A 16,576-nucleotide genomic window follows, 5' to 3' on the forward strand; every position below is an offset into this window, starting at 1 on the left:
TGGCCGAGGAGTTATTAGGCAATGAGATTGTGTCTAGAGAACACGAACGAGAGATGCGATCTACAGACGACTGAATAGCTCCATCCGTTTTGGTTACAACGAAATGTATGCCGCGCGCCTGCGGCATGAAGAAGGGAGATTCTTATGAATATCGTTGTATTGAGCGGTAGCCCGCGCAAGGGCGCCAATACCGACACCATGGTCGAGGCGTTTGCTGAGACCGCGCGTGAGGCCGGCAATACGGTCGAGGTCATCCGCGTTGCCAGCAAGAAGATCGCTGGTTGTCTGGGGTGCCAGTATTGCTTCGCCCACGAGGGCACCTGTGTGCAGAAGGATGACATGGCCAACGTGATCGAGTCGCTGAAAGACGCCGACATGGTTGTCTTCGCTTCGCCTATCTACTGGTTTGATATCACTGCGCAGGAGAAGGCCGCCATCGATCGCCTATACGCCTTCGGTGCTACGGGCTTCCCGTTCACCAAGACGGCCCTTTTACTCGATAGCCACAGCGAGGGCGTCTATGATGCGGCGATCGCTATGTACAAGTCGACCTGTGCGTACTGCAAGTGGGAGGACCAGGGCATTGTCGCCATCAGCGGTATGACCGAGCGCGACAGCATGGCATCGTCGCCCAAGTTGAAAGAGGTGCGAGAGCTCGCTCGCAAGCTCGCCTAAGGACAAGAAGAACGCATGGCAATCAGCGTTGGCGGAAAGCCTACTTCCCTTACCAAGAGGATTACTGATTGCCATGCGTTGATGTCCTTATGGACAATCTCCGCGTGCTAGGAGACTTTCTCGCTCAGGAACTCCCTGAATGCGGGGATGTCAAAGCCAACGAGACCACGCCCGCGTTCCCCGATGACGCCGTCCTCGAGAAGGCGGCGTTTGTATTGGCTTGCGTAGTTGCTGGCGACGCCCATGCGTTTGGCTATCTCCGAGACCCTGCTGGGGCCAGAATCGGGCAGCATCGCGAGTAAAAACTCAATGTCTTTATCGGAAAGCTCTCGATAGGTCGTTTCGAGAATGCGATCACGCAGCTCCATGCGTGCGAGTAGGGAACCCTGCTGGACATCGGATGCACTGATTTGGGGCGAGTTCTCCGAAACATCCCAAGTGCGATATCCGACGAGCTGCATCATGTAGGGGAATCCGTCGACGGCCTTCACAGCATTCTCGAGCGCTTCTGGTGTGATTGAACGTCCTCCGGCCTCAACGGTTTTGAGAAACGCGTTTGCAATTTCAACGTCAGTGATTCGTCCTAACTGATGATATTGGGAACGCCTGAGGAACGAGACGGAATCGTTACGCAGCAACGCCGATACTTTGTAGGGCAGTCCTGCCATGAGTAGGGCAACTTTTTTACCTTCGCGTACAAAGTGCTGGTAAACAGCGGCAAATTGAAGCATTTCTTCGAGATCGACGGTGACTTCATCGATGGTAATGAGAAGTCCGATGTCATGTTTTTCGAGTTGCTTAAAGATGCCATTCATGCGTGTGCGCCAGTTGCCCTGGACCTCTTGAGCATATGTCCAATCGATGCCCACTGGACCAATTTGAACGCCGTTTATGCGCGCATGAGGCTGTGAGAGGTAGCTATCTGCGGCTTCTTTGGTTCGCTCGATAATATCTTCGAGCATGCCTGGCATGGCGGAGACATTTGCTGCGATCCAACCGTGTTCAAGCGCCGTTTCTGAAAGGAGCGAGAGAAGCGCCGTCTTGCCCGTTCCCCTTGCGCCCGTAAAAATAGTCGACAGGTTTGGATCTCCCGGGCCGTTGATAAAACCACGGTTGATGTCACGCAGAATATGCTCGCGACCCGCTAGAAAGGGAGGGATACTTCCGAACGTCGGGGTAAAGGGGTTCTTGCTGTACTCCATGGTGTCTCCTTTGCAAGTTTTGCTAATTTTTGCAAGTTTTGCTAATTTTTGCAAGTTTTGCTAACGACCGACCAAAGGGCATCGAAGCAGTGACGCTGACATTTTTTAACGCAGAAAAATAAGCAGAAATCAATTAATCTGCGTTAAGAAATAGTTGAGAAGAAAAACGACGAGTCCCGGGCGCAATGCCGTTGCGCTCCGGGCCTCGTCGCTTTGCGAAGTATCTAACGGTCTCGTTGCCGTGGTACCTAGTCAAACAGGCTCGGCATGTCGTTTTCCTTCATGAGGGCACCGGCTGAGGGGAGGCTCTGCGCGGTGAACTTCTCGGCCGAGACGCCGGCGCCAAGAATCTCCTCGGTCGTGCCGACGGTGGTGACCGAGCGGCCCTTCTTGGCCGTAAAGGCCTGGACGCCCTGCGTGTTGGTAGTCGTCTTGGTCTTGAGCAACGACGTGTTGAAGTTCATCAAACGATAGTCGCTCGAGACCAGTGCGATGTCGCGATCTTCCTTGAGCACCTGGGCATACAGCAGCTTGCTGCCGCCGTAGATGGCGTTCTTGAGGCGTTTGCGGTTGGTCTTGGTGACGTATCCAGAAAGCGCGACGCGCACCGCGCGGCCGTTCTCAAAGACGAACAACACGTCGGCCTTGTAGTCCTCGGGGTCGATGACCCAGATGACACTCTCGTCGGGTTCCATCTCAAGATCGGTCGGCAGGTACGAGCCCAGCTGGGCCGACTTGGTGTCCTCAAATGCCGCAACCTTGCACTTGTACACCTGGCTCTTGTTGGTAAACACGAGCAGCTCGTGCGTGTTGGAGGACGGGAACTCGATAAAGGGTTTGTCGCCGTCCTTGTACTTGAGCGTGGTCGCCTTTTTGAGTACGCGGTCCGTCATCTTCTTAAGGTAGCCATCGCGCGAGAGCATGATGGTGACCGGGTACTCCTCGACCTCGGGCTCCAAGCTTACTTCGATAACCTCATGGGGCTCGATCCTGCCCGTGCGGCGCGGCATCACATACTTCTTGTTGACCGCGGCCAGCTCGTCGCTGATGACCTTCTTGATGTTCTCCTCGCTGGAGAGGATCTCCTCAAGCTCGGCAATCTCGCCCTCAAGCTTAGCGATGTCCTTGGTGCGGTTGAGGATGTACTCCTCGTTGATGTTGCGGAGCTTGAGCTCGGCAACAAACTCGGCCTGGGTCTCGTCGATGTCGAAGCCGCGCATAAGGTTGGGCACGACCTCGGCCTCGAGCTTGGTGCCACGGATGATGGCGATCGCCTTGTCGATGTCGAGCAGGATCGCCTCGAGGCCGTGCAACAGGTGCAGGCGCTCGGACTTTTTTCCCAGGTCAAAGTTAATGCGGCGACGCGTGGACTCAATACGCCACTTGACCCACTCGTGCAGGATCTGACGCACGCCCATAACGCGAGGGTAACCATCGACCAACACGTTGAAGTTGCACGAGAACGAATCCTGCAGCGTGGTCGAGCGATAGAGCTTGGCCATGAGCTTGTCGGGGTCGACGCCGCGCTTAAGGTCGATGGCGATGCGCAAGCCCGAGAGGTCGGTTTCGTCGCGGATGTCAGCGATCTCCTTGACCTTGCCCTCTTTGGAGAGCTTGACGATGCGCTCGATGATGACATCGGTCTTGGTGGTGTAGGGGATCTCGTAGACCTCGATGATGCGCTCTTCGGGAATCCAACGCCAGCGGGAGCGAATCTGGAAGCTGCCCAGGCCGGTCTCAATAATCTTTTCCATCTCCTCGCGGCGGTAGATGATCTCGCCGCCGGTCGAGAAGTCGGGCATGGGCATGTACTCGAGCAGGTCGCAATCGGGATCCTGCAGGTAGTGCATCGTGGCGGTGCAGACCTCGTTGAGGTTGAAGCCGCAGATGTCGGACGCCATGGCGACGCCGATGCCCTTGTTGGCCGAGACAAGGATGTTGGGGAACGTGGTGGGCAGCAGGCGCGGCTCCTTCATGGCACCGTCGTAGCTGTCGACGAAGTCGACCGGGTCCTTGTCGATGTCCTTGAAGATTTCGGCGCTGATGGGGGAGAGCTTGGCTTCGGTATAACGCGAGGCGGCGTAGCTCAGGTCGCCCGAATAGTACTTGCCAAAGTTGCCCTTCGACTCAACGAACGGTGCGAGCAACGCCTCGTTGCCGGTTGCCAGGCGCACCATCGTCTCGTAGATCGCGGCATCGCCGTGCGGGTTGAGCTTCATGGTCTGGCCCACGATGTTGGCGCTCTTCTGGCGCTCGCCCTTGAGCAGACCCATCTTGTACATGGTGTAGAGCAGCTTGCGGTGCGAGGGCTTAAAGCCGTCGATCTCGGGGAACGCACGCGAGACGTTGACGCTCATGGCGTAGGGCATGTAGTTGACCTCGAGCGTCTGCGTGATCGGCTGGTCGGTGACCTCGGAGTGCAGGCCGATGACGTTCTCGGCGTTGACCTGCTTTTTCTTCGGCTGGTTCTTCGTCTTCTTCTTTGCCACGATATCCTCTTGAACTTCTTAAGGGCCGTCGTTATCGATTTGCTGCTACTGCAGGTCCAGCTGGTCCAGATATTCCTTGCCGTGCTCGGAGATATGGCGCTTGCGGCCCGCTTCGTCGTTGCCCAGCAACAGGTTAAACATGGTCTCCATCTTGGTGACGTCCTCGGGCTCCACCTTGATCAGGCGACGCGTCTCGGGGTTCATGGTGGTGAGCCACATCATGTCCGGGTCGTTCTCGCCAAGACCCTTGGAGCGGTTGATGGAGCACTTCTGGTCGCCAATCTCCTTGAGGATGCCGTTCTTCTCGAGCTCGGTGTAGGCAAAGTAGGTCTTCTCTTTGCAGTTGATCTCGTAGAGCGGTGACTCGGCGATATACACGTAGCCCTCGTCGATAAGCGTGGGCACCAGGCGGTAGAGCATGGTGAGCACGAGCGTACGGATGTGATAACCGTCGACGTCGGCGTCCGTACAGATGATGATCTTGTTCCAGTTGAGGTTGTCCAGGTCGAAGGCGCCAAGGTTCTTGATGCGCTTGTCCTTGATCTCCACACCGCAGCCCAGCACGCGCATGAGATCCATGATGATGTCGGACTTAAAGATGCGCGGGTAGTCCTCTTTCAGGCAGTTGAGGATCTTACCGCGGACGGGCATAACGCCCTGGAACTCGGCATCGCGCGAGGTACGAATGGCGCCTGCTGCCGAGTCGCCCTCTACGATGTAGATCTCGCGGCGGCTCTTGTCCTTGGAGCGGCAGTCGATGAACTTCTGCACGCGGTTGGCCATGTCGGTCTTCTGCTGCAGGTTGGTCTTGATGCTCTGACGCGTCTTCTCGGCGTTCTCGCGCGAGCGCTTGTTGATGAGCACCTGCTCCATGATCTTGTTGGCGGCGTCTTTGTTCTCGATCAGGTAAGTCGAGAGGCGCTCCTTAAAGAAGGCCGTCATAGCCTGCTGGATAAAGCGGTTGTTGATGGCCTTCTTAGTCTGGTTTTCATAGGACGTCTGGGTGGAGAAGCAGTTGGTCACCAGCACCAGACAGTCCTGGACATCCTGCCACTTAATGCCGCTCTCGTTTTTGTTGTACTTGCCCTGTTGCTTAATGTAAGCATCGATGGCACTGGTCAGAGCGCTGCGGGCGGCCTTCTCGGGCGAACCGCCGTTCTCGAGCCACGATGAGTTGTGGTAGTACTCCTGCATCATGAAGGTGCGCGAGAAGCACATGCACGCGGTAATCTTCACGTTGTAGTCGGGCAGGTCCTCGCGGTCGCGACCGCGACGGTCGGCCTCGATAAAGAAGGGCTCGGTGAGGTAGTCGGTACCGACCTTCTCGAGCACGTAGTCCTCGATGCCCTTGGGATAGCAAAAATCCTCTTCGGTAAACTCGCCATCGTCGCCCTCAATGCGCAGGCGGAAGGTCACGTTGGCGTTGACCACGGCCTGGCGGCGCATGGTCTCGCGATACCAGTCGTGGGGAATGCTGATCGAGGTAAAGACCTCAAGATCGGGGCGCCACTTGATGGTGGTGCCGGTGCGGTTCTCGTCGCTGGGCTCAATCTCGAGTGCCTTCTTTTTGGCACCGACGACCTTGCCCTTCTTAAAGTGCAGGGAGTACTTGTTGCCGTCGCGCCAAACCGTGACGTCCATGTATTCGGAAGCGTACTGAGTCGCGCACGAGCCCAGGCCGTTGGTGCCGAGCGAGAAGTCGTAGTCGCCGCCCTGGTTGTTGTTGTACTTGCCGCCGGCATAGAGCTCGCAGAAGACGAGCTCCCAGTTAAAGCGCTTCTCGGAAGGGTTCCAGTCGAGCGGGCAGCCGCGGCCGTTGTCTTCTACCTGAATGGAACCATCGCGAAAGGCGGTAAGGGTGATGAGCTTGCCGTAGCCCTGGCGCGCCTCGTCAACGGCGTTGGACAGGATCTCGAAGGCGGCATGCGCGCAGCCATCGAGTCCGTCCGAGCCAAAGATGACGGCAGGGCGCAGGCGTACGCGTTCCTCGTCCTTGAGCTGGCGGATGCTGTCGTTACCATAGTTTGCGGTGTTTTTTGCCATACTCGCTCTCTCGGTGCTCCTTTGCTGCGTTTAAGTCATATAGATAGTCAAGGTAGCATAGCCCAGCCCATAGGCGATTCCAACCAACACGAAATCCATCGAACAATCGTTCGAGCTTAGGCTGAAAAGAGCTCACTCGCACAAAACCGAGTCGGTTTTGTCCGAGTAAGTTTGAAGACGGTCGAATGTGTCTTGCTGCGTTTGCGGTTGGATACGCTGTCGAAGACGTGTCGTGCGGATTGTTGGCGAAAAGACGGCGTGCCAAGCTCGAGGCAGAACTCGACTCCTCTGACGATATCTAATGCGTAATGGGCTGGCTCTGGGTATCCAGAACCAGCCCATTTTGATGTTCGATGAGCCGAGTCGGCGTCTCTCGCAAAGGTAACTGAGAGCTAGTGAGGCTTATCAGAATTGACCTCATCGGCGGTGTCGTTTTCGAGCGCCGTGCGGCGGGCGCTGTAGGCGACAAGGCCGGCACCAGCTGCGGCGAGTGCTGCTGCGGCTGCCATGAGGGGAGCGTTGACATCGCCCGTGCCCGCAAGCGCGCCCGCTTTTCCGGAGCGCTTGTTAGTGCCGTGGTCCTTGCCACTGCTGGAGCTGCTTCCGCCGGAGCCGCCGCCCTTGTCAGTACCGCCGCCACTTGAGCCGCCACCGCCGTCCGCCGTCATCGGTGCATCGTGAAGTCCTGTCGTATCCGCGCTGTCGTATACGCCGACCTGAACTTCTGAGCGTTCGCATGCCGCGTCGGGCACATGGAGCTCGTGCAGTACGGCACCCAGCGCCGAGTTTGCGCCCGGTCGAATTTCCTCGAGCGTTACGGGATCGAGCGCCACCAGATTACGCGCCTTCGCATATAGCGTTACACGTTTGCCCGCTTCATCGCTCCAACTCTCGGGGATGGCGAAGCTCATGCGGAACTGTGCCGTGCAACCCGGTGCCAGCACGGCGTTGCCACTGTCGGCTACCAGCGGGTGCGTTGCAAAAGGTGTGCCCAGCGTTTCGAGCGCGTACTTCACGTGTGCCATGTCGTTGGCCGAAGCGTCCTCGGCAAGCTCTGGATCGTAGATCGATGCCATGCGTGTGTTCGCTCCGAACCCGATGGATGCGCTGGAGAACGGCTGGCTGGAGCCCTCTCGGTACAGATCGATTGTGCCGGCGGTCAGCAAGGTGTTGCCGTCGTTTCGCACCGTGACCATGAAGGATTCGCCTGCTGCTCCGGGCACCACCGCGCCCGAGGTAGCGACTGCGCCCGTCGGAGTGGCACACGCCACCAAGGGCACTTCGATGCCGTGTAGTTCTGCCTCGCTCTTCTCCGCGCTCACAATGTGCGTGGCGAGCGCGGAGAGCATGCTCCCCGACGTCAAAAATGTCGTTATCTGATCGACGGGATGGTCCAGCTCGCACATCACGAACGACTCCGTAAACAGATCGCCTGCCAAGGTGCTGGCGAAGATGCGGAAGTGCTTGCCCATCACTGCTACCGGGTTGCCTTCTTCGTCGTAGGTTTGCCCCACCTTGCCATCGGTGTTCTCTACATAGAGCACGCACCTGCCGTTGTTGCTTACGCTAAACGATGCCGGGCCACAGCCCGCGGCGCCCACGGGCTGCGTTGCAAATGCCGATGCGCCTCGTGCCCAAGTAATATGCTGCAGTTGCTCGTTGACGTTAGCCAAAAAGCCCGTGTGCTGCGGCCACGGCACCGCGTGGGGTACTGTCGCATCTGGCGACATAACGCCCCAACCCGCGATGGATTGGCCGATCACGGCGTACGATGCGCAGCCGCAACCGTCTGCAGTCTCGTATGCAACGGGCACCACCATTTTGCCGTTGATATTCTCGGGCGCGCCCAGCTCGATGCTCGACGGTGCCTGCGGAAATCGGAGGACCTGACGGAACGTGAGACTGTCGCCCGAAACGTCCGACCACAGGGTAAAGCACTCCAGCGCAACCTCGGCCTCGCTGCCGAGCGCCTTCTCTGCGGTGGCTCCGCGGCGGTGGAGGTAGGCGCCCGACAGACGTCCGTCGACCAGCGTCTTGCCCACCGTGATGCGTGGGCACTGCAGGCAATGGTAGCCATCCTCCTGAAGGCGGCCGCGCGAGATGCTGCGCCACGACGTGTGCGATATCACGCGAACTCCGTCGTTGCTTATGCGCAGGCGCACAACGGACAGTATGCCGGCTGTGCTTGCCGTATCGAAAAGGGTGTTGTCGCCGTCGGGGCGCTCGCCCGAGACCAGCAGCACGTAAGCGTCCTGGTTTCCCCTCCCGTCCGTATATTCCACCACGTCGAAGTCGTAATCGTATATGCCGTCGCGCTCCACGTCGCCCTCGCCAAACCCAAGGGGGAAGTCCACGGGTGTGGGAGCGGACCACGTGCCGTTCGTCTTTGTATGCACCACCAGGCGCGAACGACCATTCTTGCCGTAGCGCACCGAGGCGATGCGGAATATGCACTCCACGCCGGCAATCATCGTTAGCTTCATGTGGGCTTCGCTGAGCACGCCGGAAAACAGCACGTTGTCGCTCGAGGGTTTTATGCCGCCACGCTCGTCCTCCGACACGCCGGCAGAATTGGCGTTCGAGTCGGCAACGGTGTTCGTTGCCTGACCGATGTAGGTGTACTCATACATCGGCGCGGCGTTTTCGTCGTTCTCTATCAGTGCATGGACGAAATGCTCGATCTGTCCCGTGTCGTCGCTTTCTGCATCCGCCTCGAGCTCAATGCGCGTGACCGCTTGATCCCAATCGCGCACGACAGGCGCGGCGTTTACGGCAGTGGCCTTAACCTCGGCGCGTGCGAGCAGTTCGGCGTTGGTGACGATGGTGGCCGATGCGATAAATTGCGGCACGCCGCCCGCCTCAATGTTGCCGGCCGAGCCGAAGCAGGCATCCAGCGTATAAGGCGTATCTCCACCCAATGCGAGCTCAGAGCGCTGGAGCACATACTGGTCGCCATTGTTCGCCGACATATTCCACGAATCGAGGAGTGTGGGCCACGACCCCGACCAAGCCTTGGTGGTCCACTTGAACATTACGAACTGGAGTATCACATCGACATCGACGTCTGCACCCACGCGCAGTCGCGGAAGCTGGTGTCCATCTGCTTTCTCGTACCCAATGAACAGCGTGAGGGATGCGGCGCCGCGCACGGCAGACGAAGCGATGCCTGCAACGCCGGCGCCAAAGGTGACGGCAAGCCCGATCTGGATGGTGAACGAGCCCGACGTGTTTGAATAGTCGAGCGAAATGTTTTTAAAAAACGCCGCGCCGCTGCCGTGCGTGTGGGCACCCACGGCGAGCGCCAGTTTTGCCAGCACCCAGGGGTTGACGTTTAGGAAAAATGGCACCGGTCCTAGGGTAAACTGCTCGGTCCAATTGAGGTCGGTTCTTACCTGGAAGAGGGCCTTAATATTGCCGTATGCGGGGTCGTTGTTGTTGCCCCAGGTTTTGCCCACCCAATCGTAGGCGAGCGAGCCGTACAGCTGTGTGGCGATATCCATCGTGAACAGCGGCGTGCAATGGTGGCGAAGGAGCTTGGTGTTTCTTGGATCGGTGCCCGAACCGGCACTCATCCTCTTGTACTGATTCCACTTCCCCTCCATCTCGTCGAGGTAGCGGTTTGCCTGCTTGGCGCCCGACTCGCGCGGCGATTTCTTCCAGTATTCCGGATCAGGGTTGCCCGAATCGTTCATATAGCTAGCTGGTTTGTACCCTCCGCCAAACAGCACGTATCCAGCAAACGAGAAATCGAACAGAATGGGAAATGTGGGCATCCAGCACGTGAACTTATTGCCGCCGATACCGGGAAACGCCGCGGGGAAATCAAACGGAGTGATCTCTTGGTCCATGGTGGTGGGAATGATGGTGGTCGAGCCCGATTCCGCCTTTGCGGCCGGCGCGGTGACAACGGCCATAGGGGATGAGAGCGTGTAGGTTTTGCCCTGGTAGTCGAGCATAAAGCGCAGCTTGCACCCTTCCTCCAGAAGGCCCGAAGCTGCATCGAGGAACGTGTCTTCGAGCGTGAACGTCGCCAGATTATCCGCGCCCGATGCGCTGGCCTTGATCTGGCCGATCTGCGTGACGGTTTCGGTTGAGCTGCCCGCAGCGCGCATCACTTTATTGATATGCAACGTTGCCTGCCCGCCCTGCGGCAGATGAGCCTGCACGGTAAAAGCGTGCGTGTCGGGCTGGTCGTTTGCTGCTTCGTCCGCTGGCATTGCCATGAACGTGGCTTCAGCGTATTGGATGTCCCATTCGTCGAATGTGAGCTGGCGGAAGTACGGCTCGCCGTCGGAAAGCGGACGCGTGGGAGCGGTAATGGCAGTACCGCCCAGAATGCGAGCGAGGGGAATCTCGACATCACGGTAGCCCGCCACGCTAATGGAAATGCCGCCGTTAAAGTCGTACGCGTCGAGAAGCGTTGCCTCGTCCACGTAGCCTTCCGAAAGCGGCGCGACCTCAAAGATGGCCGTGCCTTCGTCATCGGTCGTGGCGGTGAGCTGCTTGCCTGCGGCATAGCGCGATGTGAGCGTGACCTGGGCACCCGTGATGGGCGTATTCTTGTTGGCGACGTCGACCACGACCACACCAAACATGGTGCGCGAGAGAACGAGCACCCTGAAAGGGTCTTTTTCGTCGGCATAGGCTTCGGTGGGCGCGAACGGCAATATGAAGGCGTTTGCGCTTCCCGGCACGCGCGGCAACATAATGCTCGCCAGCGAGGACGCTCCGGCAACAAGTAACGAACGGCGATCAAGCATCTTTGGCTCCTATCCCGCAGGTATCGGTGGAAATAATCCAATTTTGCGAGAAGGCGCCCCGTGGCGGTAGTGCCATTCAAGGGTCAAAATGTCCAAATTGATCGAGCGAAGCGCCGGGTTCCGGAACGCGTTCGATGCGCTTGGTAGTCCGGTCGCTAACGTAACATATGCGCGACCAGCTCGGCGCGTGTGCCGATGCCAAGCTTTGCGTATACGCCGGATAGGCGGTTTTTGACGGTGCCCGGCGATACTCCCATGTGGCGTGCGATTTCGGCGTTGGTCCATCCGCGGCAGGCGAGCATGGCCATGGTGAACTCTGTGGTCGTCAGGTCGTCAGCCACGTCCTCGCCCGAATCGGGGTTGTGGATGCGCCGCCAGCCGTAGCTGAATCGATACGTAATCTCGATGATGCGTGCGAAATCGTCAGGGTATTGCGATTTTAGGCATGCCTCGATGAGTCCCTGCAAAAGGCCGTGGTGTTCGCCGATGAGCTCGATAAGGCCGTCGGGGCGCGCAATGTCCCAAGCGGCTCCGAAGTGCGTTTTTGCGGCGTCGACGTCTTTGAGACTCATGCATGCCATGGAAGCTGCCAGGTGCAGGAACAGTTCCGAGATCGGATAGCTCCCCTGTTTCATGATCAGGGCGTTTTCCGCCATGCCCAGACTGCGGCCATATTCGCCGCGCAGGTACAGGGCATGCGCCATCACGTAGCTGGCGAACAGGCGCAGGCCTTCGGGCAGATCCGCCGCAAGCGGATAAAACTCTTCGGCAGAATACGGGGAAGACAAGTGCAGCAGGACGCTTGCGGCCGAGGCGAACAGGATATGCGTGGCGTGGACGGCGGGTGATTCCTCGTCAGTTGGCGTATCGAGGATGCCCGCAAGACAACGGCGGGCGTCGGCGATACGGTTGAGCGACAGGCTGGCGTATCCGCAGATAAAGCATGCGGAACAGCGCAGTGCGGAATCGGTGGCGTCAAGATAGGGGCGCGCCGTCTTGGCAGCGAGGGCGGCCTGTCCGCGAAAGTACAGCGCTTCTGCCGTGGCGATGGTGCGTGAATCGGGGTCGGAAATGCCTGCAACCGCAGCGTCAATCTGCCCCGGCACAAAGGCAGTGCACATCAACGGCATGGGAACGCATGGGTAGCCATCGCAGTCCATCTTCCATCTCCCAACAGCTGGCAACAATAGCAGCAATTGTACTCCTGTTGCTCGGGACCCCTTTCGTTTTACTGCTCGGTTGACGCTGCGGATCGTTTTGGAAGGCTTACGAGCATGGTGGTCCCGTTCTCGGAACTTGTTTCGACCTCTACTGTGCCACCGTGAAGCGCTGCAATCTCCCAAACGAGCGCTAGCCCGAGTCCTGCGCCGCCGTATGCCCTGCTGCGGGATTTATCCAGGCGAAAGAACGGTTGGAAGATACTCTCTCGGTACTGCTTGGGTATTCCCGGGCCCTCATCTTTGACTCGTAGGAGCACGTGGCTGTCGCTGTCGCTGATGGAGACGCTGGCAGTCGAGCCGGAGCGGCTGTAACGGATGGCGTTTTCGACCAGATTAAACACCAGCCGATAGAGGAGTGTGTCGCTCCCGATTACTAAAGCGTCTCCAGCACAATTGAGGGCTATGCCTTTATTTTCGGCAAGTGGTGCAAGGTCGGTGAGGACCTCTTCGGACAAGGGGCCAAGTTCAACATCGTCCTCGCAAGGAACGCTGCGGAGCTCGCTCATCTCGAGCAATACCTTGGTCATCCGCGACATCCGCTCGGTTTGTTCTTGTAGCAGGCCGAGCAGCTCGGCCGTTTCGGGTTGCAAACCGGGGTGCTCGGAGATGAATAGTTCAATCTGTGCTTGCATAAGGGCGAGCGGGGTGCGCAGCTCGTGTGCGGCGTTGCCGGTAAACTGACGCTGTGCAGAGAACCCTTCGCCAAGACGGGCGATCATGTCGTTGAAAGAGGCGCTGCATCGTTGTAGCTCGGTGGGCACATCTTCACTGAGTCTGATTTCGCTTAGATTATCAGGCTGCACGCGCTCAACCTGGGCTGCAAAAGCCCGTAGCGGTTTGAGTGCACGGCCGCTCACAAAGTATGCCAGCACGCCGCCAAGGAGTGTGACTCCAGCCGTGATGCACCAGGCTGTTGTGCCAAAAGACTCCTGTGCGTCGTTTACGACGATCGTGACCTCGTCATCGAGGCTCCCCTTCGTTGGGTCAAACGCCTGAGGTGCATCTACGCCGGCTGCGCTAAGGGCCGAGATGTCGCTGCCGATAGCATCCATGTAGCGCATGCCCGTATAGCCGACCAGGCAGTTCGTCAGCACGCATGCTGCACACGTGAGCAGTGCCGTCATAATCGTTATGCGCCATTGCAGCGAAAGCCTTTTCATTCGCTATCCTCCATAACGTAGCCCTCTCCAATCCGATTGCGAATCGGGTCGTATCTCAAAGCGCTGCGTAGCTTTTTGCGGAGCGACGAGATGTGAACGCGGGTTGCGTTGCTAAAGCTGTTCACGCTGCTATCCCAAACGTGCTCTATAAGCTCCTCTTGGCTTACCGGTCGCCCCTGATTAAGCATCAGGTATTCCAAGATTCCCGTTTCCTTGCGTGTAAGAGATAAGGCCTCGCTGTCCACGGAAGCGATGCGCGCCTTGGTGTCAAAGCTGAGCTTTCCGCAGGTTAAAACTATGTCGCTTTGTGTAAAGCGTCTTAGGGTAAGGCTGCGAATCCTTGCCGCAAGCTCGTCCAGATGAAACGGCTTGGTGAGGTAATCGTTGGCGCCGGCATCGAGTCCGGCGACTTTATCGGATACTTCGCCACGTGCGGACAGAATCAGTACCTTAGTCTCGCAGTCAGTTTTCCTAAGTTCCCTGAGTACGGTCATGCCGTCGATACGGGGAACGTTGAGGTCGAGTACCACGAGGTCGAAGGCCTCAACGTTCAGTAAGTCGAGCGCCTCCTGTCCGTCGTGACAGCAGTCGACGCTGTACGCCAAGTTTCGCAAGCTGCGCGCGATTGCATCACACAGCGCCCGCTCGTCCTCGACGATCAAAATACGCATAACAGTCTCCTTGCACATTCCAAATCGCGCTTAACACGGATTTTATAGTCGATATGGTCCAATGGTCACGTAACGAAAGGAGTGGTTGGGTTGTTCAAAGCGGTAAAACCCGTGGTACAGGTCGCTTTGTTGATCGTCGGAATTGCCATGGTGTGCTTTGGTGTTATGCGTGGCGAGGCGGATGCCGTGCTGGCCAAAGCGATTAGGCTGTGCTTGGAGTGTATCGGAATTGGATAAAAGAGAAAACACTGCGTCGCATGTTTTGGCCCGATTTCGCGGATTCATTCAGGCGGCGGCAACACTTATTACCAACATTCACCTGCCAAACTTTGCCAAAGGCGGCATCTATCAGGGCGCGGGAAAAACCGTCTGCGTACCTGGACTTAATTGCTATTCGTGCCCCGCGGCATCGGGTGCGTGCCCCATCGGGTCGTTCCAGGCGGTGGTAGGTTCATCCAAGTTCAACTTTTCTTACTACGTCACCGGTACGCTCATTTTGCTCGGCGTGCTGCTGGGACGCTTTGTATGCGGCTTTCTGTGCCCGTTTGGCTGGCTGCAGGAGCTGCTGCACAAGATCCCCGGCAAAAAGCTTTCGACAAAAAGGCTCAAGGCGCTTACGTATATCAAATACGTTGTGCTGCTGTTTGCTGTGGTATTGCTGCCTGTGCTGGTGGTTAACGACGTGGGCATGGGCGACCCGTTCTTTTGTAAGTACGTCTGTCCTCAGGGCGTGCTCGAGGGCGCCATTCCGCTGGCCATTGCTAATGCCGGCATTCGATCTGCGTTGGGACAGCTCTTTACTTGGAAACTTGCCGTTCTCATTGCCGTGGTAGTGCTGAGCGTTTTGTTCTACCGCCCCTTCTGCAAATGGATTTGCCCACTCGGCGCATTCTATGCGCTCATGAATAAGGTGTCCCTACTGGGGATTCGGGTCGATGCATGCAAATGCGTCTCATGCGGCAAGTGCTCAAAGGTTTGTCAGATGGACGTTGATGTGGTCCGCACGCCCAATCATGCCGAATGTATCCGGTGCGGAAAGTGCATCGGGGCCTGTCCTGTCGATGCCATCAGCTATCGCTATGGCCTGGATGTGTCGGCGGAAAAGCTTCCCTTGACCGCCGATAAAAAGTAAACAAGCTTCGACAAAACGGAGGAATGACCATGAAGCTTTCTAAGATTGCGGCCCTGTTTATGGTGCCGGTATTGGCCTTGTGCCTTGTGGCATGTTCGGCGCCCGGTGGCAATGCGAACGAATCTGCGAGCTCCGATCCTAAGATCGCAGAACTCACTGCGCAGAAGCCGGCCAATGCCGACGAGGCCGCCGAGCTGTATGCGAAGCTCATGCAGAAGGAGAACGAGATCTTTTCGAGTGATAACGCGCTGTGGGAAAAGGTATTCAATGCGGCAAATAAAGACTCGGCAATGATTGAGGATGGCAGCAATTACGGCGATTTTCTGCTCAAGACCATCGACGGCGCCAAGGATAAGTTCACGGCGGATGAGCTTAAGACACTCAAGGCCGGTGCACAGCAGATCAAGGAGATCGAGGACAAGCTCGAGAGCCTGGAGAAGGAGTTCCCCGGCTGTGGAAGCACGCCGAGCTCAGGCGAGAGCGTCGACGCTTCGACCGCTGGCATGACGGCTGGTGCCAATGCTTCGAGCGAGGCGACGAAGTTCCCCAGCTTTACGGGCAAAGACCTGGATGGCAACGACGTGAGCAGCGACGAGCTGTTCGCTAAGAACAAGGTCACCGTCATGAACTTCTGGTTCACCACTTGCAAGCCGTGCGTGGGCGAGCTGGGCGATCTTGAGAAACTGAATAAGGAGCTTGCCGAGAAGGGCGGCCAGGTCGTGGGCGTCAATTCCTTTACGCTCGATGGCAACAAGGGTGAGATTGCAGATGCCAAGGACGTGCTGAGCAAGAAGGGTGTGACATATAAGAACATCTGGTTCAAGTCGGATAGCGAGGCCGGTAAGTTTACGTCAAATTTGTTCTCGTTCCCGACAACGTATGTCATCGATCAGAATGGCAACATCGTAGGGGATCCAATCGTGGGAGCCATCAGCTCCGCCGAGCAGCGCGCAGCACTCGACAAACTTATCGACCAGGCGATTGCAAATAGCGAGCAGTAAAAAACGCGTAAAGCATAGCGAGGATCGTGCGCCGCTGTGCGAAGTAGTCCGCTGCTTTTCAAGATAAGCTCCACCATATAGAGGTCCCGTTCGGGACCTCTTCTTTTGGGTGCCATCCCGTTCGTTTTTTGGCGCGGTTCGTTACATTCCTCACTGGTTCCGGCAAAAAATGGGGATAGAGTAGGACAAACGCGTCGAATACGAACGGCGGGGGAGAGCGGGC

Annotated in this window: 11 protein-coding genes; 4 read left to right on the forward strand and 7 right to left on the reverse strand. The window is 57.6% G+C overall.

Features of this window, described 5'->3' with window-relative positions; all coding sequences use genetic code 11:
- The first annotated feature begins 144 nt into the window (after window positions 1-144).
- Window positions 145-675 carry a flavodoxin family protein gene (locus AAAX75_RS01730; protein ID WP_349090873.1) on the forward strand — a complete coding sequence of 177 codons (531 nt, stop codon included), beginning with the start codon at window positions 145-147 and terminating at the stop codon, window positions 673-675.
- Between the two features lie 107 nt (window positions 676-782).
- Here the strand turns inward: AAAX75_RS01730 and AAAX75_RS01735 are convergent, their stop codons facing one another.
- The 7 genes from AAAX75_RS01735 to AAAX75_RS01765 form a co-directional block, all read right to left on the reverse strand.
- Window positions 783-1,877, reverse strand: a complete 1,095-nt coding sequence (locus tag AAAX75_RS01735; protein WP_349090874.1) for an ATP-binding protein — start codon at window positions 1,875-1,877, stop codon at window positions 783-785.
- A 248-nt stretch (window positions 1,878-2,125) separates the two neighbouring features.
- Window positions 2,126-4,366, reverse strand: coding sequence for a DNA gyrase subunit A (locus tag AAAX75_RS01740; RefSeq protein ID WP_055286741.1), 2,241 nt, complete (start codon window positions 4,364-4,366; stop codon window positions 2,126-2,128).
- Window positions 4,367-4,411: 45 nt separating this feature from the next.
- Window positions 4,412-6,409: a toprim domain-containing protein gene (locus AAAX75_RS01745; protein WP_349090875.1), complete on the reverse strand. Its 1,998-nt coding sequence runs from the start codon at window positions 6,407-6,409 to the stop codon at window positions 4,412-4,414.
- 392 nt (window positions 6,410-6,801) lie between these two features.
- Entirely contained in the window at window positions 6,802-11,169 is a 4,368-nt protein-coding gene (locus AAAX75_RS01750; RefSeq protein ID WP_349090876.1) for a hypothetical protein, read from the reverse strand.
- A gap of 155 nt (window positions 11,170-11,324) precedes the next feature.
- A complete protein-coding gene (locus AAAX75_RS01755) occupies window positions 11,325-12,329 on the reverse strand; it encodes a LuxR C-terminal-related transcriptional regulator (RefSeq protein WP_349090877.1) in 1,005 nt (334 codons plus the stop codon).
- A gap of 68 nt (window positions 12,330-12,397) precedes the next feature.
- Window positions 12,398-13,549 carry an ATP-binding protein gene (locus tag AAAX75_RS01760; RefSeq protein WP_349090878.1) on the reverse strand — a complete coding sequence of 384 codons (1,152 nt, stop codon included), beginning with the start codon at window positions 13,547-13,549 and terminating at the stop codon, window positions 12,398-12,400.
- The gene (locus tag AAAX75_RS01765; RefSeq protein WP_349090879.1) at window positions 13,546-14,220 is read right to left on the reverse strand and encodes a response regulator transcription factor; all 675 of its coding nucleotides are present in this window, start codon (window positions 14,218-14,220) and stop codon (window positions 13,546-13,548) included. The genes AAAX75_RS01760 and AAAX75_RS01765 overlap by 4 nt, the downstream gene beginning before the upstream one ends.
- 90 nt (window positions 14,221-14,310) lie before the next feature.
- Between AAAX75_RS01765 and AAAX75_RS01770 the strand changes: the two genes are divergently transcribed.
- From AAAX75_RS01770 to AAAX75_RS01780, 3 genes are read left to right on the forward strand one after another with little or no spacing between them, the layout of a single operon-like run.
- Window positions 14,311-14,457, forward strand: coding sequence for a CD1871A family CXXC motif-containing protein (locus AAAX75_RS01770; RefSeq protein ID WP_040219972.1), 147 nt, complete (start codon window positions 14,311-14,313; stop codon window positions 14,455-14,457).
- Window positions 14,450-15,352 carry a 4Fe-4S binding protein gene (locus tag AAAX75_RS01775; protein WP_349090880.1) on the forward strand — a complete coding sequence of 301 codons (903 nt, stop codon included), beginning with the start codon at window positions 14,450-14,452 and terminating at the stop codon, window positions 15,350-15,352. Before AAAX75_RS01770 ends, AAAX75_RS01775 begins: the two co-directional genes overlap by 8 nt.
- A gap of 29 nt (window positions 15,353-15,381) precedes the next feature.
- The gene (locus tag AAAX75_RS01780) at window positions 15,382-16,353 is read left to right on the forward strand and encodes a TlpA disulfide reductase family protein (protein ID WP_349090881.1); all 972 of its coding nucleotides are present in this window, start codon (window positions 15,382-15,384) and stop codon (window positions 16,351-16,353) included.
- Window positions 16,354-16,576: the final 223 nt, after the last annotated feature.

Source organism: Collinsella sp. CLA-ER-H7, from assembly GCF_040092345.1.
In the GTDB taxonomy this organism is placed as follows: Bacteria; Actinomycetota; Coriobacteriia; order Coriobacteriales; family Coriobacteriaceae; genus Collinsella.

What these genes read in the sequence shown, in the direction of transcription:
- AAAX75_RS01730 (WP_349090873.1), top strand. Translation starts at nt 145, where the DNA reads ATGAATATCGTTGTATTGAGCGGTAGCCCGCGCAAGGGCGCCAATACC.
- AAAX75_RS01735 (WP_349090874.1), bottom strand. Translation starts at nt 1,877, where the DNA reads ATGGAGTACAGCAAGAACCCCTTTACCCCGACGTTCGGAAGTATCCCT.
- AAAX75_RS01745 (WP_349090875.1), bottom strand. Translation starts at nt 6,409, where the DNA reads ATGGCAAAAAACACCGCAAACTATGGTAACGACAGCATCCGCCAGCTC.
- AAAX75_RS01750 (WP_349090876.1), bottom strand. Translation starts at nt 11,169, where the DNA reads ATGCTTGATCGCCGTTCGTTACTTGTTGCCGGAGCGTCCTCGCTGGCG.
- AAAX75_RS01755 (WP_349090877.1), bottom strand. Translation starts at nt 12,329, where the DNA reads ATGGACTGCGATGGCTACCCATGCGTTCCCATGCCGTTGATGTGCACT.
- AAAX75_RS01760 (WP_349090878.1), bottom strand. Translation starts at nt 13,549, where the DNA reads ATGAAAAGGCTTTCGCTGCAATGGCGCATAACGATTATGACGGCACTG.
- AAAX75_RS01765 (WP_349090879.1), bottom strand. Translation starts at nt 14,220, where the DNA reads ATGCGTATTTTGATCGTCGAGGACGAGCGGGCGCTGTGTGATGCAATC.
- AAAX75_RS01780 (WP_349090881.1), top strand. Translation starts at nt 15,382, where the DNA reads ATGAAGCTTTCTAAGATTGCGGCCCTGTTTATGGTGCCGGTATTGGCC.